This is a genomic window from Pseudomonas siliginis, from assembly GCF_019145195.1.
GTDB classification, from domain to species: Bacteria; Pseudomonadota; Gammaproteobacteria; order Pseudomonadales; family Pseudomonadaceae; genus Aquipseudomonas; species Aquipseudomonas siliginis.
This window is the reverse complement of sequence record NZ_JAHSTW010000006.1, coordinates 16,138-39,241: the sequence shown is the minus strand read 5'-3', so window position 1 is coordinate 39,241 and position 23,104 is coordinate 16,138. Positions and strand designations below refer to the sequence as shown.

The window sequence follows — 23,104 nt, the reverse complement described above, 5'->3', positions numbered from 1 at the left end:
AAAACCTCATCAAACTCTTCAGGCGCATATCACTGCGGGTTGGCACGAGTGCTGGAAAGCAGGGTTTTCAAGCTGGCAGCCTTGGGCTTGACCAACCAGAAACGCCGCAAGTAATCGTCGAGGTTCTCGGCGAGTTCACGACCCCACTCGCTGTCGGTTTCGGCGACGTACTCGTTCAGCACGTTCTGCAGGTGGCTGCGATAGGCTTCCATCGCCTCGCCGCTGATCCGCTGGATTTCCACCAGCTCGTGATTGACCCGGTCAACGAAGGTGTTGTCCTGATCAAGCACGTAGGCGAAACCACCGGTCATGCCAGAGCCGAAGTTGTAACCGGTCTTGCCCAGCACGCAGACGAAACCACCGGTCATGTACTCGCAGCAGTGATCGCCAGTGCCTTCCACGACGGTGTGGGCACCGGAGTTACGCACGGCGAAACGCTCGCCTGCGGTGCCGGCGGCGAACAACTTGCCGCCAGTGGCACCGTACAGGCAGGTGTTGCCGATAATGGCGCTTTCCTGAGTTTTATAAACGCTGCCCTTCGGCGGCACGATGACCAGCTTGCCGCCGGTCATGCCTTTGCCGACGTAGTCGTTGGCGTCGCCTTCCAGGTACATGTTCAGACCGCCGGCGTTCCACACACCGAAGCTCTGCCCGGCCGTGCCTTTGAAACGGAAGGTGATCGGCGCCTTGGCCATGCCCTGGTTGCCGTGCTTGCGCGCGATTTCGCCGGAGATCCGGGCGCCGATCGAACGGTCGCAGTTGCAGATATCCAGCTCAAACTCGGCACCGCTGAGGTCGTTGATCGCCGACGCGGCCAGCTCGACCATCTTCTCCGCGAGCAGACCTTTGTCGAACGGCGGGTTGCGCTCAACGCCGCAGAACTGCGGTTTGTCCGCCGGGATGTGATCGCTGCCCAACAGCGGGGTCAGGTCCAGGTGATGTTGCTTGGCGGTCTGGCCTTCGAGGATTTCCAGCAGATCAGTGCGACCGATCAGTTCTTCGAGGGAGCGCACACCAAGCTTGGCCAGCCACTCACGTGTTTCTTCGGCGACGTAGGTGAAGAAATTCACCACCATGTCGACGGTGCCGATGTAGTGATCCTTGCGCAGCTTCTCGTTCTGCGTCGCGACGCCAGTGGCGCAGTTGTTCAGGTGGCAGATGCGCAGGTATTTGCAGCCCAGTGCAATCATCGGCGCGGTGCCGAAGCCGAAGCTCTCGGCGCCGAGGATTGCCGCTTTGATTACGTCGAGGCCGGTTTTCAGGCCGCCGTCGGTCTGCACCCGGACTTTGCCGCGCAGGTCGTTGCCGCGCAGGGTCTGGTGGGTTTCAGCGAGGCCGAGTTCCCAAGGTGCGCCGGCGTATTTGATCGAAGTCAGCGGCGAAGCGCCGGTACCGCCGTCGTAGCCGGAAATGGTGATCAGGTCGGCATAGGCCTTGGCCACACCGGCGGCGATGGTGCCGACGCCCGCTTCTGCTACGAGTTTCACCGAAACCAGCGCCTGCGGGTTGACCTGCTTGAGGTCAAAGATCAACTGCGACAAATCTTCGATCGAATAGATGTCGTGGTGCGGCGGTGGCGAAATCAGGGTCACGCCCGGCACTGCGTAACGCAGCTTGGCGATCAGCCCGTTGACCTTGCCGCCCGGCAGTTGCCCGCCCTCGCCCGGCTTGGCGCCTTGGGCGACCTTGATCTGCAGCACTTCGGCATTGACCAGGTATTCCGGAGTTACACCGAAACGGCCGGTGGCAACCTGCTTGATTTTCGAGCTCTTGATGGTGCCGTAACGCGCCGGATCTTCACCGCCTTCGCCGGAGTTGGAACGCGCGCCGAGGCGGTTCATGGCTTCGGCCAGGGCTTCGTGAGCTTCCGGCGACAGTGCCCCCAGCGAGATACCGGCGGAGTCGAAGCGCTTGAGCACCGACTCCAGCGGCTCGACTTCACTGATATCCAGCGGCGTGTCGAGGGTCTTGACCTTGAACAGGTCGCGAATCATCGACACCGGACGGTTGTCCACCAGTGAGGTGTATTCCTTGAACTTGGCGTAGTCGCCCTGCTGCACGGCGGCTTGCAGGGTGTTGACCACGTCCGGGTTGTAGGCGTGATATTCGCCACCGTGGACGAACTTCAGCAGACCGCCCTGCTGGATCGGCTTGCGCGGGCTCCAGGCTTCGACGGCGAGGGCTTTCTGCTCGGCTTCGATGTCGACGAAACGCGCACCCTTGATCCGGCTTGGCACGCCACGGAAGCTCAGCTCGCAGACTTCTTCGGACAGGCCAATGGCCTCGAACAGCTGCGCACCGCGATACGAAGCGATGGTCGAGATACCCATCTTCGACAGGATCTTCAGCAGACCTTTGGTGATGCCTTTGCGGTAGTTCTTGAACACCTCGTAGAGGTCGCCCAGGACTTCACCGGTACGGATCAGGTCGCCCAGCACTTCGTAGGCCAGGAACGGATAAACCGCCGAGGCACCGAAACCGATCAGCACCGCGAAGTGATGCGGGTCACGGGCGGTCGCGGTTTCAACGAGGATGTTGGAATCGCAACGCAGGCCCTTCTCGGTCAGACGGTGGTGCACCGCACCGGTCGCCAGCGAAGCGTGGATCGGCAGCTTGCCCGGGGCGATATGGCGGTCGCTCAGGACGATCTGAGTACGCCCGGCGCGCACGGCTTCTTCAGCCTGATCGGCAACGTTGCGGATCGCCGCTTCGAGGCCGAGGCTTTCGTCGTAGTTGAGGTCGATGATCGCCCGTTCGAAACCCGGACGGTCGAGGTTCATCAGCGAGCGCCACTTGGCCGGAGAGATCACTGGCGAGCTGAGGATCACGCGCGAGGCGTGTTCCGGCGACTCCTGGAAAATGTTGCGCTCGGCACCGAGGCAGATTTCCAGCGACATCACGATCGCTTCACGCAGCGGGTCGATCGGCGGGTTGGTGACCTGCGCGAACTGCTGGCGGAAATAGTCGTACGGCGTGCGCACACGCTGGGACAGCACGGCCATCGGCGTGTCGTCGCCCATCGAGCCCACGGCTTCGTAACCTTGCTCACCGAGCGGACGCAGCACCTGATCACGCTCTTCGAACGTGACCTGATACATCTTCATGTACTGCTTGAGCTGGTCGACGTCGTAGAAAGCCGAACCGTGGTCGTTGTCTTCCATGGTCGCCTGAATGCGCAGGGCATTCTTGCGCAGCCATTGCTTGTACGGATGACGGGATTTCAAACGGTTGTCGATCGCATCGGTATCGAGGATCTGCCCGGTTTCGGTATCCACGGCGAAGATCTGGCCCGGGCCGACGCGACCCTTGGCGAGCACGTCTTCAGGCTGGTAGTTCCACACGCCGATTTCCGAGGCGAGGGTGATGAAACCATTCTTGGTGGTCACCCAGCGCGCCGGACGCAGACCGTTACGGTCGAGCAGGCACACCGCGTAGCGACCATCGGTCATCACCACGCCGGCCGGGCCGTCCCACGGTTCCATGTGCATCGAGTTGTACTCGTAGAACGCACGCAGATCCGGGTCCATGGTTTCGACGTTCTGCCACGCTGGCGGAATGATCATCCGCACGCCACGGAACAGGTCGATGCCACCGGTGACCATCAGTTCGAGCATGTTGTCCATGCTCGAGGAGTCGGAACCGACGCGGTTGACCAGCGGGCCGAGCTCTTCCAGATCCATCAGATCATTGGTGAACTTGGTCCGACGGGCCTGCGCCCAGTTGCGGTTACCGGTGATGGTGTTGATTTCGCCGTTGTGGGCGAGGAAGCGGAATGGCTGCGCCAGCGGCCATTTCGGCAGGGTGTTGGTGGAGAAGCGCTGGTGGAACACGCAGATCGCGGTTTGCAGGCGCTCGTCACTCAGGTCCGGATAGAACGCGGCCAGGTCGGCCGGCATCATCAGGCCTTTATAGATGATGGTCTTGTGCGAAAAGCTGCAGATGTAGTGGTCGGTGTCAGCGGCGTTGGCCACCGACGAACGGCGACGGGCGCTGAACAGCTTCACCGCCATGTCCTGATCGCTCAGGCCTTCGCCGCCGATGTAGACCTGCTCGATCTGCGGCAGGCGCTCAAGGGCCAGGCGGCCGAGTACGCTGGTGTCGATCGGCACTTTGCGCCAGCCGATCAGTTGCAGGCCTTCGGCGAGGATCTCGCGGTTCATGTTCTCGCGAGCGGCTTCGGCCTTGGCCGGATCCTGATTGAAGAACACCATGCCCACGGCATATTGCTTGGGCATTTCGACGCCGAAGCTTTCCTGGGCAATGGCTCGCAGGAAGGCGTCGGGTTTTTGAATCAGCAGACCGCAACCGTCACCGGTCTTGCCGTCGGCATTAATCCCACCGCGGTGGGTCATGCAGGTCAGGGCCTCAATGGCCGTTTGCAAAAGGGTATGACTGGGCTCGCCCTGCATATGAGCTATCAGGCCGAAACCGCAGTTATCCTTGAATTCATCTGGTTGGTACAGACCTGCTTTCATAGACACTTTCTCACCAGGCTGCCTCTATTCGAGGCAAATTTCTTTTCAATTCAACCACTTGCGTTCCGCGCCGAACGTACGCCGGCTTAGCGGGGGCAAAAGGGTGGTCATTGTACACAGCGACACAAAGGCTCACAAATTTGACGACGAACTGTCGCAAATTCATGTCGCATTTGTGAAAGGTTTAAAGCGATCTGCTGTGCTAGTCAAAACTTTTTTAATTTTGACCGCAACGACTCAAAGACTACTGTGACGCAGACACCACAAGGCACGCGACCGCAGGGACGGTTGGCGCTTGCTGGCGAACCGCGTTGCACGCCAACGTGTGCGAGGCAAGGCGCGGGATGCTGCCAATGGTTGTTCCCTTGGCAAATCCCGCAACGCAGCCTCGCACACGTTGGCGCGCAACCCGAAGGGACGCGCCCCATTTTTCGCTGGGCAGCGTTGCTCGGAACTTATTTGGAAAAACCAAACTGCGTTCCTCGCGCCTTGCCCAGCAAAAAATGGGGCGGCGTCGCGGTCGTCAGCAAGCGCCAACCGTCCCTAGAGGCGGCGCGCACTCGTAGAAATTTTGAGGTGCTTGGAGAGGCGGCCTGGGTAAGGCCGCCGAATCTTCAGCGAGTTGTTGCCAGTTCCTGTTGGACGCTGGCGACAGTGCGAGGCCAAGGTTTACCAGCCTGAACCTTCGCTGGCAAGGCCTTGATGGCAGAAACGGCCGCATCACGATTGGCAAAGTTGCCATAGGTGATCACGTAAAGCGGCTTGCCGTTGAGGACTTTCTTGAAATAACGGTACTCGCCGCCCTGCTCCTTGACGAAGTTCTGCGCAGCGGTTTCCGAGCTGGTGCCGAGGATCTGCACGACATAGTTGCTGGTCGGCTGACCGGCGTACCAGCTGCCACCGGCGGCTTTGGCAACTGTGACCGGCTTGTCGGCAGGCTTGGCCGGAGCAGGAGCCGGTTTCGCGGCTGGCGCTGGCGTGGCCGGAGCGGGCTTGGCCGTGGCGATCTGCGTCGGTGCCGGGGTTGGTGCCGGTTTGGCGGCAGGAGTCGGAGCCGGTGTCGGCGCGGGACCGGCCGGAACGCCCGCAGGCGGTGCGGAGGTGGTTACGGTCGGCGGCGTATCGCTGGAGCCTTCCAGTGGCACGCCGTCGTCGCCTTCGGTAATGCCACCGGCGGCCTCGGCCAGCGGGCCACGCATGACCGGCTGCGAGTTGCCGACCAATGGCAGCGGCATCGGCTGGGTGTTGCCGGCGAATTCGACGGACGGGTTGGCGCCGTTCGCTGCGCCCTGACCCAATGGCAGTTGCGCCTGTTCGTTGGCCGGAGCACCGGTGGTCGGTGCCTTGCTGCGACCCGGCATCAGCCAGGCGGCGGCAACCGCGACCACAACGACGGCGGAAATCGCCAATACGTGTTTCTTCGGCATGTTGAACCCCATTCTTGGACGCTTGACCGCGGAGCGGCTGGCAATCATGACTTCGATCAGTGCATCGCGAGCGACCTGGTTGATGTTGCCCGGCCAGCCCTCGGAGCTTTCGTGAATATCAGAGATCTGATCTGCGGTGAAAAGTTCGACACCCCGGCCCGCGCCTTCCAGCCGCTGGTCGAGATATTCGCGGGTCTCTTCTTCGGTGTACGGCTGCAATTCGATGACGTGGAAACGCTCTTCTTCGAGCTGCAACGCCTCAAGCTGAGCGATCAGCGACGACTCGCCGAACAGGAACACATGCGGACGACCTTCCGGCGTGCCGGCGCCGAGCGCCATCAACGCTTCCAGCGCGGACTCGTCGAGCTGCTCGGCATCGTCCACCAGCAGATAGACTTCCTGCCCGGTCAGACCCAGTTGCACCACCTGCTCGAGAATCGCGCCGACTTCGGCCTGCGCGACATCCAGCGCCTGCGCCACCTGGCGCAGCACGCCGGCCGCATCACCGGCGCCACGGGCGGAAACCACCACGCTCTGCACCGATTGCTTATTGGTGCTGGCCACCAGCGCCTGCCGCAGCAGGGTCTTGCCGCTGCCTTGCGGGCCGGTGACCACCAGCAGCAACTGGCTATAACGCGCCAGGTGATGCAGTTGACCCAGCACCGGTTTGCGCTGAGCCGGGAAGAATTTGAAGCCCGGCACCCGTGGCGCGAACGGGTCGTGACTTAACTGGAAATGGCCGAGAAACGCCTCGTCGGCATGCAAACTAGTCATCGGAATCGTTTTAACCTTTAAGCTGAGCCAGGGCGCGGTAATCCGCTCCCAGCGTGGCCTGTAGAACCTCTTTCGGATAATCGTCGGTCACTACCGCTTCGCCCATCCGGCGCAGCAGCACCAGGCGCAGACGACCGTCGATCACTTTTTTATCAATTGCCATGTGTTGGAGAAAATCGGCTTCGCTCATCTCTTCAGGCGGAATGACCGGCAGGCCGGCCCGCTGGAACAGACGAATGCCGCGATCACGCTCCTGCTCGCTGATCCAGCCCAGGCGCGCGGACATTTCCAGCGCCATCACCGTGCCCGCCGCGACCGCCTCGCCATGCAGCCAGACACCATAGCCCATGTGGGTTTCGATGGCGTGGCCGAAGGTGTGGCCGAGGTTGAGCGTAGCGCGGACGCCGGTCTCCTTTTCATCGGCGCCGACCACCGCAGCCTTGGCCGCGCAGGAACGCTCGATCGCATAGGTCAGCGCGGTTTGATCCAGCGCGCGCAGGGCGTCGACGTTTTCTTCGAGCCAGGTCAGGAATGGTTCGTCGCAGATCAGGCCGTACTTGATGACTTCCGCCAGGCCCGCCGACAGCTCGCGCTGCGGCAGGGTTTTCAGCGATGCGGTATCGATCAGCACCACGTTCGGCTGATAGAACGCGCCGACCATGTTCTTGCCCAGCGGATGGTTGATGCCGGTCTTGCCGCCGACCGAGGAATCGACCTGCGACAACAGCGTGGTCGGAATCTGGATGAAATCGACACCGCGCTGATAACAGGCGGCGGCGAAACCGGCCATGTCGCCGATCACCCCGCCGCCCAAGGCGATCACGGTGGTGCGGCGGTCATGACGGGCGGTCAGCAAACCATCGAAAATCAGTTGCAGGGTTTCCCAGTTCTTGAAGGCTTCGCCATCAGGCAACACCACCGAGATCACCGAGAACTGCGCAAGGCTGCGGGTCAGACGTTCGAGATAGAGCGGCGCGACGGTTTCGTTGGAGATGATTGCCACCTGCCGCCCGTGGATATGCGGCGCCAGCAGTTCCGGCTGATCCAACAGACCTTCGCCAATATGAATCGGGTAGCTGCGCTCGCCTAGATCGACCTTGAGTGTCTGCATGTGTCCCCACAGTGAAGATGGAAGCAGGCGTCCTGCCCTGAAATTATTGGTGTTCTGCGGCCTGTAGCGGTATGACGCCGCTCGCCCGGCATCCGCCACACCCTCGGCGGGCGCTGACAGGACGCCGAGGATAGCGCATTTCGGGCGATGCTTTAACGGGGTGGCAACTGCGCGAGACGGTCGAGAATGTCGAGCACCACCATGCGTGGCGGCCGCTCGTCGGTTTCCACCACCAGATCGGCAATTTCCCGATAAAGCGGATCACGGATCTCGAGCAGGTCGCGCAGGGTTTTCGCCGGATCGGCGGTACGCAGCAGCGGCCGATTGCGATCGCGGGAGGTGCGGCCGACCTGCTGCTCGACGGAGGCGTGCAGATACACCACGCGCCCGCCTTCATGCAGGGCCTTGCGATTGGCATCACGCATCACCGCGCCGCCGCCGGTCGCCAGCACCACACCATCGAACGCGCAGAGCTCGGCGATCATCGCCTGCTCGCGGTCACGAAAGCCGGGCTCGCCTTCCTTGTCGAAGATCCATGGGATATTGGCACCCGTGCGCAGCTCAATTTCCTTGTCGGAATCCTTGAACGGCAGGCGCAGCTCTTTGGCCAGCAATCGGCCGATGGTGCTTTTGCCAGCACCCATCGGTCCTACAAGTATCAAATTTCGCACAGAATCAACGACTCACAGCAATCGCCTGGTTATTCATGATACGCGGAGTGAGAAATACCAGCAGCTCGGATTTTTTCTCCGAAACCACATCACGCCGGAAAAGGCGGCCAAGATACGGCACATCGCCAAGAAATGGCACCTTATCTACGACCTTGCTCTGAGTATTTGAAAAAACACCGCCGATTACGATGGTCTCGCCGTCATTTACCAGCACTTTGGCGTTGACCTCGTTTTTCTTGATCGGCGGCACATCCTGCACTTTGTTCAGGTAGTCGGGCTCATCCTTGGTGACCTTGACCTCCATGATAATGCGGTTGTCCGGAGTGATCTGCGGGGTCACTTCCAGCGACAGCGAGGCCTCCTTGAACGACACCGAGGTCGCGCCGCTGGAGCTGGCCTCCTGATAGGGAATCTCGGTGCCTTTGAGGATCTTCGCGGTTTCCTTGTCCGAGGTGACCACCTTCGGCTGCGAGACGATTTCGCCGTTGCCGGTCTTTTCCATCGCCGTCAGTTCGAGATCCAGCAGCACGTTGTCGGTGATGAATGCGATGCCGATCCCCGAAGTGTTATTGACCGTGCCCATGTCGACGAACGGCGAGTTTGTACTCGTGCTGCCTGGCGTACCGATGGTGCTCGATGAACCGTTGACACCGGAGGCGTTCCAGTTGCCCTTGTTCTGCACCGAACCGCCCCAGCGCACGCCCAGGCTCTTGTCATAATCGACGTTGGCCTCAACGATGCGCGCCTCGATCATCACCTGGCGCACCGGAATATCCAGCTGCGCGACGATCCGCCGGAGTTCGTCGAGGCGATCCTGGGTCTGGTAGGCAATGATGTTGTTGGTTCGCTCATCGACGGTAATCGAACCGCGCTCGTCGACCTTGGCCTCGGCACTGGTCACGGACTGGAACAGCTTGGCGATGTCCGCCGCCTTGGCGTAATTGACTTGCAGCAGCTCACGACGCAGGGGCGCCAGCTCGGCGATCTGCTTCTGCGATTCCAGTTCCTGACGCTCGCGAGCGGCAATTTCATCGGCAGGCGCGACCAGCAGCACGTTGCCGATCTTGCGCTTGTCCAGCCCCTTGGTTTTCAGCACCAGATCCAGCGCCTGATCCCACGGCACGTTCTGCAGGCGCAAAGTGATACCGCCCTGCACCGTATCGCTCGCCACCAGATTGAGATTGGTGAAGTCCGCGATCAGTTGCAGCACCGAGCGCACGTCGATGTCCTGAAAATTCAGCGAGAGCTTGTCGCCGACATAGGCCTGACGGTCGGCGTTGCGCTTTTGCAGGTCGTCGATGCTCATCGGCCGCACGCTCACGGTGAGCTTGTTGTCGGTCTGAAACGTGGAGTAATCGAAGGTGCCGCTGGGCTCGACACTGATCACGGTGCGATCGCCGGTGAGCGCTGCGTTGACGAACTGCACCGGCGTGGCGAAGTCCTTGACGTCCAGGCGCACACGCAGTTTTTCCGGCAATTGCGTGCGGGCGAAGCTGAGGATGATCTTGCCATCGTGCTCCTGGATATCCGGGGCGATGGTCGGATCAGAGAGGTCGATGACCACGTTGCCCTCGCCCTCGGTGCCGCGCTGGAAATCGACGCCGCGAATCGCCCGGCTGCGTTGCGCGGCTGGTCTGGCCGGTGCCGCAGCGGCCGTGGTGGCACGCGGTGCGACGGCGGCCGGGCGCGGCGCAGTCGCGGAAGCGCCCTGACCGACCACCACAAACAGATTATTGCCCTCGACCCGCGTGCTGTACGGCGCCAATTGCGTCAGGCTGACAATCAGCCGGGTTCGATCCTTGGCTTCGGCCACCGTTGCGGTACGCGCGTTGCCGCTGCCTAGATCAAGATTTCTGTTGGCCAACTGGCTGGTCACGCCCGGCAGATCCAGTGCAATGCGTGCCGGTGACTCGGTTGTGTAGCCCTTGGGCTGTGGTGGCGGGCCGTCGAATGACAGCTTCAGTTCGACGCGGTCACCCGGCAGCGCGGCAACATCCAGCGCTTTCAGACTGGCCGCCATTACCATCGGTGACACCAGCGCTATCCATAGCGAAAAACCGAGGGTGGAGAAAATCCTGTTCATTGTTCGACTTCCACTATGAGTGCTCTTTCAAAGGAATGGTGCGCGGCCGCTCCAGCCAGGCGCCGGCGCCGTCGGGCACGATCTCCACGACATCGACCTGGGTAGGGCTGATGGCGACGATGCGGCCGTCGTTGCGGCCCAGGTAGTCGCCAACCTTGAGACGATGCACCCCGCCTGCGCCGCGCAGCAGCGCGAACGAGCCCGAGGCATTGGCGATCGTGCCGACCATTTCGAACTGCTCGATGTTGAACCCTTCAAGATATTGCTTGACCCGGTTAGGGTCGGGTTTGACGTTGCGCGAGCCGTGCTTCTGCCCGGCCAGATCGACCCGCGCCTGCCGCGAAAACGGGCTGCGCAGGTTGGCGGCGCTGTAAGTGAATGTGGGGTAAGACCGGAATGTCGGCGTTGGTTCAATCTTGCCCGCCGGACGCAGGCGCACTTCGTTGAGGTAAGCGTCGAGGTCGCTGAAGTCATCACCACCACCGCAACCGCTCAACGCCAGCACCAGCATCATGGGCAGGACGAGATAACGAATCGGGGTCATTTTTCCAGCCCCTTGTCGTTATAGCGGTACGTCTTGGCAAGAATGCTCATGCGCAGCTTCGTCCCGCCCTCGGGATTGGCCGGCGCCAGTTCGAAATCGTGCAGAGTGACAATTCGCGGCAGGCCGGCGACGCCGCTGACGAAGGTCGCGAGGTCGTGATAGGCACCGGTCACGGTGATCTGGATCGGCAGTTCGATGTAGAACGGCTGGGTCACTTCCGGCAGCAGCTTGATTTCCTCGAATTCCAGGCCGCTGCCCAGACCAGTACGGGTGATGTCTTCGAGCAGGCCCGGCACTTCAGTGTCGCTGGGCAATTGCCGCAGCAGCACGCCGAAGGTGTTTTCCATTTCCTTCATTTGCTGGGTATAGAGCTCAAGGTTCGCCGACAGCCGCGCCTTGCTGGCGAATTGTTCCTTGAGGGTGATTTCTTCTTCGCGCTTGAGGTCGAGCTGATTTTCCATGTCGCTGATGAAGAAGTAATAGCCAAGCGCGAGGATCAACACCATCACCAGCACACCGCACAGGGTTTTCACGGCCGGCGGCCAGGAGCCGATGTTGCTGGTGTCGAGGTCATTGAAATCGATGTTGCGCAGGCTTTGCAGCCACTCGGAGGCGTTCATTGCTCGTCCTCCACAACCTTGGGCTGGGTCTGACGAACGGTCAGCTGGAAGACGTTGGCCTGTTCGACCTGATCGGCGCTGGTGGCCTTGACCTCATTCAGGCTCGGCGCGTCGAACCAGTCGGACGCGTCGAGATTGCGCATCAGCTCGGAGACCCGGTTGTTCGACTCCGCCGCGCCACTGATGGACAGGGTCTTGCCGGCCATTTTCACATCGGTGAAATACACGCCGTCCGGCAACGTGCGTGCCAACTGATCGAAGATTCGCCCGCTGATCTGCCGGTTGCCCTGCAGGTCCTGGATGATGCGCATGCGCTCGACCAATTGCTGGCGGCGCGCCTTGAGCTCGCTGATCTGCTTGATGCGTTCGTCGACCACGGCAATCTGTTTGCCGATGTAATCGTTGCGCGCCATTTGCCGCTCGATGGCCGCAGTGATGATCTGGTCAGCAATCAGCACCGCGCCGATCGAGCCGGCCAGCACGCCGATCAGGACCAGCAGAAAGCGCTTGCGCCGTTCTTCGCGGCGCTCCTCGCGCCAGGGGAGAAGGTTGATCCGCGCCATCAGTCGAAACTCCTGAGCGCGAGCCCGCAGGCAATCATCAAGGCTGGCGCGTCGCTGGCCAGCGCTCCTGCGTTGACCTTACTGCCCAAGGCCATGTCGGCGAAGGGGTTGGCGACCTGCGTCGGCGTGTCCAGCCGCTGTTCGATCAGACGGTCCAGGCCGGGCACCGAGGCGGTGCCGCCGGCCAGCAGGATATGGTCGACCGCGTTGTACTGGCCGGAGGCGAAGAAGAACTGCAGCGAACGCGAGACTTGCTGCACCAGCGCCTCGCGAAATGGCTGCAAGACCTCGCTGACGTAATCGTCAGGCAGCCCGCCCTGCTTTTTCGCCAGGCCCGCCTGTTCGACCGTGAGGCCGTAGCGGCGCTGGATCTCCTCGGTGAGCTGGCGTCCGCCGAACAATTGCTCGCGGGTATAGATGATCTTGCCGTTGTGCAGGACGCTGAGAGTGGTCATGGTCGCGCCGATGTCGACCACTGCCACGGTCAGGCGCTCCTGGGAGGCCGCCAGATGCGTCGCCAGCAGACCGAACGAGCGCTCGAGGGCGTAGGCCTCGACGTCCACCACCCGCGCGGTCAGGCCGGCGAGCGCCAGCGCCGCTTCACGCACCTCGACGTTTTCCTTGCGACAGGCAGCAAGCAGCACGTTGACCCGATCCGGGTTGCGCGGCGAGACGCCCTGGACTTCAAAGTCGATGGCGACTTCATCCAGCGGATAGGGAATGTATTGGTCGGCCTCGATCTTGAGCTGGTTTTCCAGTTCGTCGTCGGACAGCCCGGCGTCCATCTCGATGACCTTGGTGATCACCGCCGAACCCGCCACTGCCACCGCCACGCTCTTGACCCCGGTACGCGCCTTGACCAGCAGGCGGCTCAGTGCCTGGCCAACGCCCTCGAGTTCGGCGATGTTCTTTTCGACCACAGCGTTCGCCGGCAACGGCTCCACCGCGTAGGCCTCGACCCGGTAGCGCTCGCCCTGACGGCTCAGTTCCAGCAGCTTCACCGACGTGGAGCTGATGTCGATCCCCAGTAACGCATTGGTCTTTTTATTGAAGAGTCCCAGCACTACCAATTCCCTATGACTTTCCGTGAGTTACGGACTCTGTAATACGCATTGCGTTCCTTCACCCCCGTCTTGACAGAAGCGCCAATGACGCCTCCGACGGAAAAGTGCTTATAATGCCCAGCGATTTTTTCCGCTTTTTACTGCCCGCGCGGATGGCTCTGTGTGTAACCGCAGCCCCGTGCCAAATTCATTCTTTGCCCTGGATGTCCAAAAGCCTTGATTCGTCTGCTGAAATTTTTCGGTTGGTCCATCGTCGCCGTTTTCTGCGGACTGCTCTTAGGTCTCAGCGGCGCCTTTCTTTACCTTAGTCCGGGTTTGCCGTCTGTGGAGGCGCTGAGAAGCATTCAGTTGCAGATTCCTCTGCGCGTCTACAGCAGCGACAACAAGTTGATCGCAGAATTTGGCGAAATGCGCCGTACACCGATCCGTTTCGCCGACATTCCGCCCAACTTCATCAATGCGTTACTAAGTGCTGAAGACGACAATTTTGCCAATCACTATGGCGTCGATCCGAGCAGCCTGATGCGCGCGGCAACGCAACTGGTCAAGAGCGGACACATTCAGTCCGGTGGCAGCACCATCACCATGCAGGTGGCGAAGAACTTCTTCCTTACCAGCGAGCGCAGCTTCTCGCGTAAAACCACGGAAATCCTGCTCGCCCTGCAGATCGAACGGCAACTGACCAAGGACGAGATCCTGGAGCTGTACGTCAACAAGATTTACCTGGGCAACCGCGCCTACGGCATCGAGGCGGCGGCGCAGGTGTATTACGGCAAATCGATCCGTGACATCAGCCTCGCGCAAATGGCGATGATCGCCGGCCTGCCAAAAGCTCCGTCGCGCTTCAACCCGCTGGCCAACCCGGCGCGCAGTAAAGAACGCCGCGACTGGATCCTCGGGCGCATGTACAAGCTGGGCAAGATCAGCGAAGCCGACTACACCGCGGCGATCAACGAGCCATTGAACGCCAGCTATCACGTACCGACCCCGGAAGTGAACGCACCGTACATCGCCGAAATGGCCCGTGCCGAAATGGTCGGCCGTTATGGCAGCGACGCCTACACCGAAGGTTTCCGCGTCACCACCACAGTGCCGAGCAATCTGCAGGAAATGGCCAACACCGCGCTGCACGAAGGCTTGATGACTTACGATCAGCGCCACGGCTACCGTGGCCCCGAGTCGCGCTTGCCGGGCAAGACCCGCGAAGCCTGGGCCAGCGAACTGACCAAGCAGCGCACCATCAGCAGCCTGGAACCTGCCATCGTCACCCAGGTCGATAAAACCGGCTTGCAGGTGTTGACCCGCACCGGTGAAGAGCACGTAGCCTGGGACACGATGAAATGGGCGCGACCGTTCCTCAACACCAACAGCATGGGCGCCAACCCGCGCCAGCCGTCGGATGTCGCGCAGGTCGGTGATCTGATCCGCGTACAGCGCCAGACCGACAATTCGCTGAAATTCAGCCAGATTCCCCAGGCTCAGGGCGCACTGGTGTCGCTGGATCCGCAGAATGGTGCGATCCGTTCGCTGGTGGGTGGCTTCGCTTTCGAGCAGAGCAACTACAACCGCGCCATGCAGGCCAAGCGTCAGCCGGGTTCGAGCTTCAAGCCATTCGTTTACAGCGCCGCGCTGGATAACGGCTACACCGCTGCCAGCCTGGTCAACGATGCGCCGATCGTGTTCGTCGACGAGTACCTGGACAAGGTCTGGCGACCGAAGAACGACACCAACACCTTCCTCGGCCCGATCCGCCTGCGTGAAGCGCTGTACAAGTCGCGCAACCTGGTGTCGATCCGCCTGTTGCAGGCCATGGGCGTGGGCAAGACCATCGATTACATCACTCGCTTCGGCTTCAACAAGCAGGACCTGCCGCCGAACCTGTCGCTGGCACTCGGCACCGCAACGCTGACACCAATGGAAATCGCCACTGGCTGGAGCACCTTTGCCAACGGCGGCTACAAGATCACCCCGTATATCATCGACAAGATCGAAAGCCGTAACGGCGACACGCTGTTCGTCGCCAACCCGCCGACCGTGCCACAGGGTGGTTCCGCGACCGACGGTATCGCTGCGCCAGCCACCGAGTCGTTCACGGTCAACGCCACACCAGTTGCCGGTGAAGCGCCCGGCAATCCGGCAGTGCCGCAAGCGCCGGCCGTGGCCGAGCGGATTGTCGATGGACGTACCACCTACATCCTCAACAGCATGCTGCAGGACGTAATCAAACTCGGTACCGGCCGCCGTGCACTGGCCATGGGCCGCAGCGACATCGCCGGCAAGACCGGTACCACCAACGAATCGAAAGATGCCTGGTTCTCCGGCTACAACGCTGATTACGTAACCACGGTGTGGACCGGTTTCGACCAGCCGGAAAGCCTCGGGCGCCGTGAGTTTGGCGGTACTGTGGCGCTGCCGATCTGGATGAATTACATGTCGGCCGCGCTGAAAGACAAGCCGCCGCATGTGCAGCCTGAGCCAGAAGGCTTGCTCAGCCTGCGGGTAGACCCGGTCAGCGGCCGTGCAGCAACACCGAGCACACCGGGTGCGTACTTCGAACTGTTCAAGGCCGAAGACACGCCGCCATCGGTGAACGAGCTGGGCAACGGCGCCGTGCCAGGCAGCCCGCTGCCGGCGGATGAGCAGGCGCCGATCGATCTGTTCTAGGGGAGCAGCTGCAAGCGCCAAGCTACAAGCGGAAAGCAAAAGCGCGAACGATGCACGCTTGTAGCTTGTAGCTTGCAGCCCATAAAAAAACCCAGCACCAGGCTGGGTTTTTTTATGGGCGGCTGCTTTTAACCGTTGAACACGTCATCCACGCTTTTCAGCGGGTAGTTCTTCGGATACGGCAGGGTGGCCACGCCGGTCTCGATCGCAGCCTTGGCCACGGCGTCGGAGATCAGGGTGATCAGGCGCTTGTCCATTGGTTTCGGAATGATGTACTCACGGCCGAATTCCAGCGGAGCACCGCCGTAGGCATCGCACACGTCCTGTGGAACAGGCAGTTTGGCCAGTTCGCGCAGGGCGTTGGCAGCAGCGACTTTCATTTCTTCGTTGATGCGCTTGGCGCGAACGTCCAGGGCACCACGGAAGATGAACGGGAAGCCGAGTACGTTGTTGACCTGGTTCGGGTAGTCCGAACGGCCGGTAGCCATGATCACGTCGCTACGGGTTGCGTGCGCCAGTTCCGGGGAGATTTCCGGATCCGGGTTGGAGCAGGCGAAGACGATCGGGTTGGCCGCCATCGACAGCAGGCCTTCGGCGCTCAGCAGGTTCGGACCGGACAGACCGACGAATACGTCAGCGCCTGCCAGTGCGTCTGCCAGGGTGCGCTTCTCGGTAGCGTGGGCGAACACGGCTTTGTACTGGTTCAGGTCGTCACGGCCGGAGTGGATCACGCCGGTACGGTCAACCATGAAGATGTTTTCGATGCGAGCGCCCATGCTCACCAGCAGTTTCATGCAGGAGATGGCGGCAGCACCGGCGCCGAGGCAGACAATCTTCGCTTCCGGCAGGGTTTTGCCCGCGATTTCCAGGGCGTTGATCATACCGGCAGCGGTCACGATCGCGGTGCCGTGCTGGTCATCGTGGAACACCGGAATATCGCACTGCTCGATCAGAGCGCGTTCGATCTCAAAGCACTCAGGCGCCTTGATGTCTTCCAGGTTGATGCCACCGAAGGTGATGGAGATGCGCTTGACGGTGTCGATGAAGGCCTGCGGGCTTTCGGAGTCGACTTCGATGTCGAATACGTCGATGCCGGCGAAACGCTTGAACAGCACGCCTTTGCCTTCCATTACAGGCTTGGAAGCCAGTGGGCCGAGGTTGCCCAGGCCGAGAATCGCGGTGCCGTCGGAAATGACTGCCACCAGGTTGCCCTTGCCGGTGTATTTGTAGGCCAGTTCAGGATCGCGAGCGATCTCGCGCACTGGTTCAGCTACGCCGGGGCTGTAGGCCAGCGACAGGTCGCGGGCGGTAGCAGTGGCCTTGGTGAGCTCGACACTCAGCTTCCCCGGACGAGGATTGGCGTGGTATTCGAGAGCGGCAGTTTTCAGATCAGACATTTTGGCATTCCGCTTTTTTACTGTTGGACAGACTGGTCAGCGAGGATACGCGCCTCGCAAAGTCCCCACAAGACTGGGCAGTCACCGCTGTCAAGCGCCCTGCCCTACGACTTTGGGCCAAGAGCCACGGCGCACAAGGGCTGGACTGTTCACAATCAGCCGTAAAAATGTCTACAATTTTTCTTCAGCGCAATACTTGCAGCATCGAAGGATCGGTCAACGGCAGCAACCAGCGCGCCTGACCTTTTTGCAGACCACCGCGCCGGGATCGGTCAACCACCCAGCCACGCGCCTCGATCTGCCTGCCTTTCAATGCTTGCAAACCAGCACTGTCAAATTGTCCGACCAGATTGGGTGCAACCCGCAATACAAGCCTGTCCTGCAACTCGATCCAGATTCCGCCGCGATTGCGCTGCACCTTGCTCACCCGACCGCTGAGTACGGCAAAGCCCGAACGCTGGATCTCCTGCGCTTTCTGCACCGGCGATTGCCGCCAGAGCCCAAGCCCGGCCTGTCGCGCGCTGCGTTCGGCGGCCTGCTGGCAGGCGACCAGGTCGACATTCGGCGCGACCGCAACGTGAAAACCCAGGCCATCGGCAAGCATCTGCGCTTCGAGATTCACTCCGCTGACGCTGTAAACATGCGCAAGCGTACGCCCGTAATGGTCTTTCGCCTGCTTGCCGGGCCGCAGACCGACTCGGCCGGCGCTGTCATCCACCAGCGCTTGCAGGCGTTTACGCGCCGCCACGGCGAAGGGTTCGTCGCTGCGGCCCTGCTTGCCCAGCTCCGGCGTATTGAGGCCGATCATGCGCACGCTGCGGCCGTCGCTCAGGCGCAGGGTGTCGCCATCGACCACCCGCTGCACGGAAACGCTGGTCAGCCCTGCGGGTGCCGGGCAGAACGCCTGGGCGGCGGACAGCCAAATCGCAGACACAAAAAAGGCGCCCGCAAGGGACGCCTTTTTCATCAGTCTGGAGCAGTCGAAGCGACCTTCCAAAATGATCAGCCTCAGGCTTTTTTGCCGACGCCGAAAGTAGCGAAACGGTCTGCGAACTTCTGCACACGGCCGCCGGTGTCCAGAGTCTTCTGCTTACCGGTGTAGAACGGGTGGCATTCGTTGCAAACGTCGATCGCCAGGGCTTTGCCGTAGGTCGAACGAGTTTCGAACTTGTTACCGCAGCTGCAGGTAACAGCAATTTCCGGGTAGTTCGGATGGATATCGGCTTTCATGGTGTCTTCCTCAGGCTAGCGTGCCGCCACCCAACACTATTGTTGAATACCGCACGTAATTAGGCCGCGGATTCTACCAGACCTTTTCAATCGCGCAAGCTGTCACCGAGACCGACCGTCTGCTAGGCTCCCGGCCTTGAACGCACTTCCCTGTGGGAGCGAGCCTGCTCGCGAAGGCGCCATGGCAGTCGACACATGTGTTGCCTGTCCCACCGCCTTCGCGAGCAGGCTCGCTCCCACAGGTCATGCATATCCGATCATTTTGCGTATCGAGATCCCCCCGCGTGCCCGACGCCATTCTGCGCCTTGCCCTGCCTTCGCCTCTGCGCCGCCTGTTCGATTACCGGGCGCCGGCCGGGGTGCGGCGTGAGCAATTGCAGCCGGGCATGCGCTTGCGGGTGCCGTTCGGTCGGCGCGAGATGATCGGGATTCTGGTCGAGGTCACCGACACCAGCGAGGTGCCGGCAGAAAAACTCAAACCGGCACTGGCCCTCCTCGACTCGACTTCACCGCTGCCGCCGGCGCTGTTCAAGCTGTGCCTGTGGACGGCGCAGTATTATCAGCACAGCCTCGGCGACACCTTGAACTGGGCCTTGCCGGTGCTGCTGCGTCAGGGCGAGCTGGCCGAGGCCCGGCAGGAACGCTTCTGGTCGATTGCCCCCGGCGCCAGCGTTGACGACCCGCGAGTGGCCCGTGCGCCACGCCAGCGCGAGGCGCTGACCACGCTGGCCCAGCACCCCCACGGCGTCGCCCATCAATTGCTGAGCAAACTGATGCTGAGCAAGGACAGCCTCGATCTGCTGCTGGCCAAGGGGCTGGTGCAGGTCGAAATCCGCCGCCACGCCCCAGGCGTTCGCCATGAACATTGGCTGGCGCAACCGGAGCTGCCGCTCAACAGCGAACAGCGCGCGGCGTATGAAGCGATTCGCGCCGGTTTCGACAGTTATCACGCGTTTCTGTTGGCCGGCGTCACCGGCAGCGGCAAGACCGAAGTCTATCTGCAACTGATTCGCGAGACCCTCGAAGCCGGCAAACAGGCACTGGTGCTGATCCCGGAAATCAACCTCGGCCCGCAGACCCTGGCGCGTTTCGAACAGCGCTTCAATGCGCGGATCGCCCTGCTGCACTCGGCGGTAAATGATCGCGAACGCCTGGAAGCCTGGCTCGCCGCCCGTGATGGCGAGGCCGACATTATTATCGGCACCCGTTCGGCGCTGTTCACGCCAATGAAAAATCCCGGGCTGATCATCATTGATGAAGAGCACGACGGTTCCTATAAACAGCAGGAAGGTCTGCGCTACCACGCTCGCGATCTGGCGCTGGTACGCGCGCGGCAGGAAAACATCCCGATCGTGCTCGGCTCCGCCACGCCGTCGCTGGAAAGTCTGCACAACGCTTACACCGGTCGCTACGGCCTGCTGCGCCTGAACGAGCGCGCCGGCGGCGCCAAGCAACCGCGCTTCCTGCGTCTGGACGTGAAAAGCCGTCCGCTCGACAGCGGTATTTCCGGACCGATGCAGCAAGCCATCGGCCAGACCCTCGCCAACGGCCAGCAGGTGCTGGTGTTCCTCAACCGTCGCGGCTTTGCCCCGACCCTGCTCTGCCACGATTGCGGCTGGATGTCCGAGTGCTCGCGCTGCGATGCGCGCATGACCGTGCATCAACGTTACGGCGAGTTGCGCTGCCACCACTGCGGCAACGTCGAGCGCACGCCGCGCCAGTGCCCGAAGTGCAGCAAGGTCGATCTGCGCCCGGTCGGTGCTGGTACCGAACGCGCCGAAGAACGCTTGGCGATTCTGTTCCCGGATTACCCGGTACTGCGCGTCGATCGCGACAGCACCTCGCGCAAGGACGCGATGAATCAGTTGTTTGCGACGATTCAAAAGGGTCAGCCGTGCATTCTGGTCGGCACGCAAATGTTGGCCAAGGGGCACCACTTCCCACGGGTGACGCTGGTGTCGATTCTGGATGCCGACGGCGGCCTGTTCTCCGGCGACTTCCGCGCCAGCGAGCGCATGGCGCAACTGATCGTCCAGGTCGCCGGGCGTGCCGGGCGGGCTGAAGAGCCGGGCAAGGTGATCATCCAGACGCATTTGGCTGACCACCCTTTATTGGTGCAACTGACCGAGCAGGGTTATTTCGCCTTCGCCGAACAAGCCTTGAGCGAACGCCGCGCCGCCGGGTTGCCGCCGTTCGCCCATCTGGCGCTGTTGCGTGCCGAAGCGCACAAGCCGGGGCAGGCCGAAGGCTTTCTCGATGAAGCGTGCAGCGAGGCCGAACGCTTGCTGGCCGAATTGAATCTGAGCGGCATCGAGCTGCTCGGGCCGGTGCCGGCACCGATGGAGCGCCGCGCCGGGCGTTATCGCGCGCAACTGTTGTTGCAGGCGACCGCCCGGGCGCCGTTGCATCGCTTGCTGGCGAGCTGGATGCTGGCGCTGGAGCAGATGCCGAGTGGGCGGGCGGTGCGCTGGTCGCTGGATGTTGATCCGGTGGATCTGTATTGAGCTGAAGATCGCTTTCGCGAGCAGGCTCGCTCCCACAGTGGATCAGCGCCGTACATACCTTGTGTGTCCTGCGCAAAACCTTGTGGGAGCGAGCCTGCTCTCGAAAGCGGACTTTTTGTCACCACATATCCACATCCTGCCTGCTAAGGTTGGCAAGCCCGTCTTCGCAACGGATAATGCCCAGTTTTTCCACCCGCGCATCGATGCGCCCGCCGCGCTTGCGGTCGAAAGAGAAGACCATGAAAGACACCATTCGCCAGCTGATCCAGCAAGCCCTCACCCAACTCGTCAACGAAGGTGTGTTGCCTGAAGGCCTGACGCCGGCGATCCAGGTGGAGAACGCCCGCGACAAGACCCACGGCGACTTCGCCAGCAACATCGCCATGATGCTGGCCAAGCCGGCCGGCATGAAGCCACGCGATCTGGCGGAGAAAATCATCGCCGCCCTGCCCGCTGACGAGAACGTCACCAAGGCCGAAATCGCCGGCCCGGGCTTCATCAATTTCTTCCAGAACACCCAGGCCCTGGCCTCGCGCCTCGACGCCGCACTGGCCGACGCCCATGTCGGCGTGCGCAAGGCCGGCCCGGCGCAACGCACCGTGGTCGACCTGTCGGCGCCGAACCTGGCCAAAGAGATGCACGTCGGCCACTTGCGCTCGACCATCATCGGCGACGGCGTGGCCCGCGTGCTTGAGTTCCTCGGCGACGAAGTGATCCGCCAGAATCACGTCGGCGACTGGGGCACTCAGTTCGGCATGCTGATGGCTTATCTGCAGGAAAATCCGATCACCAGCGACGAGCTGTCCGACCTGGAAAACTTCTACCGTGCGGCCAAGCAGCGTTTCGACGAGTCCGAAGAATTCGCCGACCGCGCCCGTGGCCTGGTGGTCAAGTTGCAGGCTGGCGATGCCGAATGCCTGGCGCTGTGGACCAAGTTCAAGGACATCTCGCTGTCGCACTGCCAGAAGATCTACGAACTGCTCAACGTCAAACTGACCATGGCCGATGTCATGGGCGAAAGCGCCTACAACGACGACCTTATCAATGTGGTCAACGACCTGAAAGCAGCGGGCATGCTGGTCGAGAGCAACGGCGCCCAGTGCGTGTTCCTCGACGAGTTCAAGAACGCCGATGGCGACCCGCTGCCGGTGATCATCGTCAAGGCCGATGGCGGTTACCTGTACGCCACCACTGACCTCGCCGCCGTGCGCTACCGCAGCGGCAAGCTCAAGGCTGATCGCGCGCTGTATTTCGTCGACCAGCGTCAGGCCCTGCACTTTCAGCAGGTCTTCGCGGTGGCGCGCAAGGCAGGTTTCGTCACCCATCCGATGGAAATGGAACACATGGGTTTCGGCACCATGAACGGCGCCGATGGCCGTCCGTTCAAGACCCGTGATGGCGGCACCGTGAAGCTGATCGACCTGCTCACCGAAGCCCAGGAACGTGCCTACAACCTGGTGAAAGAGAAGAACCCGACCCTGGCCGAAGACGAGTTACGCAACATCGCCAAGGTCGTCGGCATCGGCGCGGTGAAATACGCCGACCTGTCCAAGCATCGCACCAGCGACTACAGCTTCAACTTCGACCTGATGCTCAACTTCGAAGGCAACACCGCGCCGTATCTGCTGTACGCCTACACCCGCGTGGCCGGTGTGTTCCGCAAACTGGGCAAGGACTTCAGCGAAGTCGACGGCCAGATCGTCCTCGAAGCGGCGCACGAGCAAGAGCTGGCGGCGAAGCTGGCGCAGTTCGGCGAAGTGTTGAACAACGTGGCTGAAAAAGGCACGCCGCACATTCTCTGCACCTACCTGTACGACGTCGCCGGCCTGTTCTCCAGCTTCTACGAGAACTGCCCGATCCTCGCCGCCGACACCCCGGCGCAGATGCAGAGCCGTCTGCGTCTGGCCGCACTGACCGGTCGCACCCTCAAGCAAGGCCTGGAGCTGTTGGGTCTGGAAACTCTGGAGCGTATGTAAG

General features: G+C 61.6%; 16 protein-coding genes. 3 read left to right on the top strand and 13 right to left on the bottom strand.

Going from position 1 to position 23,104, the window contains the following annotated elements; all coding sequences use genetic code 11:
- Positions 1-29 precede the first annotated feature (29 nt).
- From gltB to KVG87_RS13270, 9 genes are all read right to left on the bottom strand, one after another.
- A complete protein-coding gene (gene gltB / locus KVG87_RS13310) occupies positions 30-4,475 on the bottom strand; it encodes a glutamate synthase large subunit (RefSeq protein WP_150638042.1) in 4,446 nt (1,481 codons plus the stop codon).
- 614 nt (positions 4,476-5,089) lie between these two features.
- Positions 5,090-6,676 (bottom strand): AAA family ATPase, encoded by a 1,587-nt coding sequence (locus tag KVG87_RS13305; RefSeq protein WP_217851085.1) that lies wholly within the window; start codon positions 6,674-6,676, stop codon positions 5,090-5,092.
- A gap of 10 nt (positions 6,677-6,686) precedes the next feature.
- Positions 6,687-7,787 carry a 3-dehydroquinate synthase gene (aroB, locus tag KVG87_RS13300; RefSeq protein WP_041477573.1) on the bottom strand — a complete coding sequence of 367 codons (1,101 nt, stop codon included), beginning with the start codon at positions 7,785-7,787 and terminating at the stop codon, positions 6,687-6,689.
- A 152-nt stretch (positions 7,788-7,939) separates the two neighbouring features.
- Entirely contained in the window at positions 7,940-8,458 is a 519-nt protein-coding gene (gene aroK, locus KVG87_RS13295; protein WP_024011270.1) for a shikimate kinase AroK, read from the bottom strand.
- 4 nt (positions 8,459-8,462) lie between these two features.
- The gene (locus KVG87_RS13290; protein ID WP_217851084.1) at positions 8,463-10,541 is read right to left on the bottom strand and encodes a type IV pilus secretin PilQ; all 2,079 of its coding nucleotides are present in this window, start codon (positions 10,539-10,541) and stop codon (positions 8,463-8,465) included.
- 13 nt (positions 10,542-10,554) lie between these two features.
- A complete protein-coding gene (locus KVG87_RS13285; protein WP_217851083.1) occupies positions 10,555-11,085 on the bottom strand; it encodes a pilus assembly protein PilP in 531 nt (176 codons plus the stop codon).
- Positions 11,082-11,705: a type 4a pilus biogenesis protein PilO gene (gene pilO, locus KVG87_RS13280; protein WP_076565234.1), complete on the bottom strand. Its 624-nt coding sequence runs from the start codon at positions 11,703-11,705 to the stop codon at positions 11,082-11,084. The genes KVG87_RS13285 and pilO overlap by 4 nt, the downstream gene beginning before the upstream one ends.
- Positions 11,702-12,268 carry a PilN domain-containing protein gene (locus KVG87_RS13275; protein ID WP_016772051.1) on the bottom strand — a complete coding sequence of 189 codons (567 nt, stop codon included), beginning with the start codon at positions 12,266-12,268 and terminating at the stop codon, positions 11,702-11,704. The genes pilO and KVG87_RS13275 overlap by 4 nt, the downstream gene beginning before the upstream one ends.
- Positions 12,268-13,332, bottom strand: a complete 1,065-nt coding sequence (locus tag KVG87_RS13270) for a pilus assembly protein PilM (protein WP_217851081.1) — start codon at positions 13,330-13,332, stop codon at positions 12,268-12,270. The genes KVG87_RS13275 and KVG87_RS13270 overlap by 1 nt, the downstream gene beginning before the upstream one ends.
- Before the next feature lie 219 nt (positions 13,333-13,551).
- Between KVG87_RS13270 and KVG87_RS13265 the strand changes: the two genes are divergently transcribed.
- On the top strand, positions 13,552-15,996 hold the full coding sequence (locus KVG87_RS13265; protein ID WP_437180902.1) for a penicillin-binding protein 1A: 2,445 nt from the start codon (positions 13,552-13,554) through the stop codon (positions 15,994-15,996).
- Positions 15,997-16,124: 128 nt separating this feature from the next.
- Here KVG87_RS13265 and KVG87_RS13260 read toward each other — a convergent pair whose 3' ends face one another.
- From KVG87_RS13260 to rpmE, 3 genes are all read right to left on the bottom strand, one after another.
- Entirely contained in the window at positions 16,125-17,393 is a 1,269-nt protein-coding gene (locus KVG87_RS13260; protein ID WP_016772053.1) for a malic enzyme-like NAD(P)-binding protein, read from the bottom strand.
- A gap of 184 nt (positions 17,394-17,577) precedes the next feature.
- Positions 17,578-18,360 (bottom strand): thermonuclease family protein, encoded by a 783-nt coding sequence (locus KVG87_RS13255; protein ID WP_217851079.1) that lies wholly within the window; start codon positions 18,358-18,360, stop codon positions 17,578-17,580.
- 41 nt (positions 18,361-18,401) lie between these two features.
- A complete protein-coding gene (gene rpmE, locus KVG87_RS13250) occupies positions 18,402-18,623 on the bottom strand; it encodes a 50S ribosomal protein L31 (RefSeq protein WP_041477565.1) in 222 nt (73 codons plus the stop codon).
- A 284-nt stretch (positions 18,624-18,907) separates the two neighbouring features.
- Between rpmE and KVG87_RS13245 the strand changes: the two genes are divergently transcribed.
- Positions 18,908-21,127, top strand: a complete 2,220-nt coding sequence (locus KVG87_RS13245) for a primosomal protein N' (RefSeq protein WP_217851076.1) — start codon at positions 18,908-18,910, stop codon at positions 21,125-21,127.
- A gap of 118 nt (positions 21,128-21,245) precedes the next feature.
- On the opposite strand, the gene KVG87_RS26035 is transcribed toward KVG87_RS13245, so the two are convergent.
- Positions 21,246-21,368, bottom strand: coding sequence for a hypothetical protein (locus KVG87_RS26035; protein ID WP_016772057.1), 123 nt, complete (start codon positions 21,366-21,368; stop codon positions 21,246-21,248).
- Between KVG87_RS26035 and argS the strand changes: the two genes are divergently transcribed.
- On the top strand, positions 21,367-23,103 hold the full coding sequence (gene argS, locus KVG87_RS13240; protein ID WP_041477563.1) for an arginine--tRNA ligase: 1,737 nt from the start codon (positions 21,367-21,369) through the stop codon (positions 23,101-23,103). The two genes, KVG87_RS26035 and argS, sit on opposite strands and share 2 nt — an antisense overlap.
- Position 23,104: the final 1 nt, after the last annotated feature.

Bases quoted from the DNA above. Each gene is read 5' to 3' on its own strand.
- KVG87_RS13305 (WP_217851085.1), bottom strand. From the start codon at position 6,676: ATGACTAGTTTGCATGCCGACGAGGCGTTTCTCGGCCATTTCCAGTTA.
- KVG87_RS13260 (WP_016772053.1), bottom strand. From the start codon at position 17,393: ATGTCTGATCTGAAAACTGCCGCTCTCGAATACCACGCCAATCCTCGT.
- argS (WP_041477563.1), top strand. From the start codon at position 21,367: ATGAAAGACACCATTCGCCAGCTGATCCAGCAAGCCCTCACCCAACTC.
- KVG87_RS13255 (WP_217851079.1), bottom strand. From the start codon at position 18,360: ATGAAAAAGGCGTCCCTTGCGGGCGCCTTTTTTGTGTCTGCGATTTGG.
- pilO (WP_076565234.1), bottom strand. From the start codon at position 11,705: ATGAACGCCTCCGAGTGGCTGCAAAGCCTGCGCAACATCGATTTCAAT.
- KVG87_RS26035 (WP_016772057.1), bottom strand. From the start codon at position 21,368: ATGGTCTTCTCTTTCGACCGCAAGCGCGGCGGGCGCATCGATGCGCGG.
- rpmE (WP_041477565.1), bottom strand. From the start codon at position 18,623: ATGAAAGCCGATATCCATCCGAACTACCCGGAAATTGCTGTTACCTGC.
- KVG87_RS13290 (WP_217851084.1), bottom strand. From the start codon at position 10,541: ATGAACAGGATTTTCTCCACCCTCGGTTTTTCGCTATGGATAGCGCTG.
- KVG87_RS13285 (WP_217851083.1), bottom strand. From the start codon at position 11,085: ATGACCCCGATTCGTTATCTCGTCCTGCCCATGATGCTGGTGCTGGCG.
- aroB (WP_041477573.1), bottom strand. From the start codon at position 7,787: ATGCAGACACTCAAGGTCGATCTAGGCGAGCGCAGCTACCCGATTCAT.
- gltB (WP_150638042.1), bottom strand. From the start codon at position 4,475: ATGAAAGCAGGTCTGTACCAACCAGATGAATTCAAGGATAACTGCGGT.
- KVG87_RS13275 (WP_016772051.1), bottom strand. From the start codon at position 12,268: ATGGCGCGGATCAACCTTCTCCCCTGGCGCGAGGAGCGCCGCGAAGAA.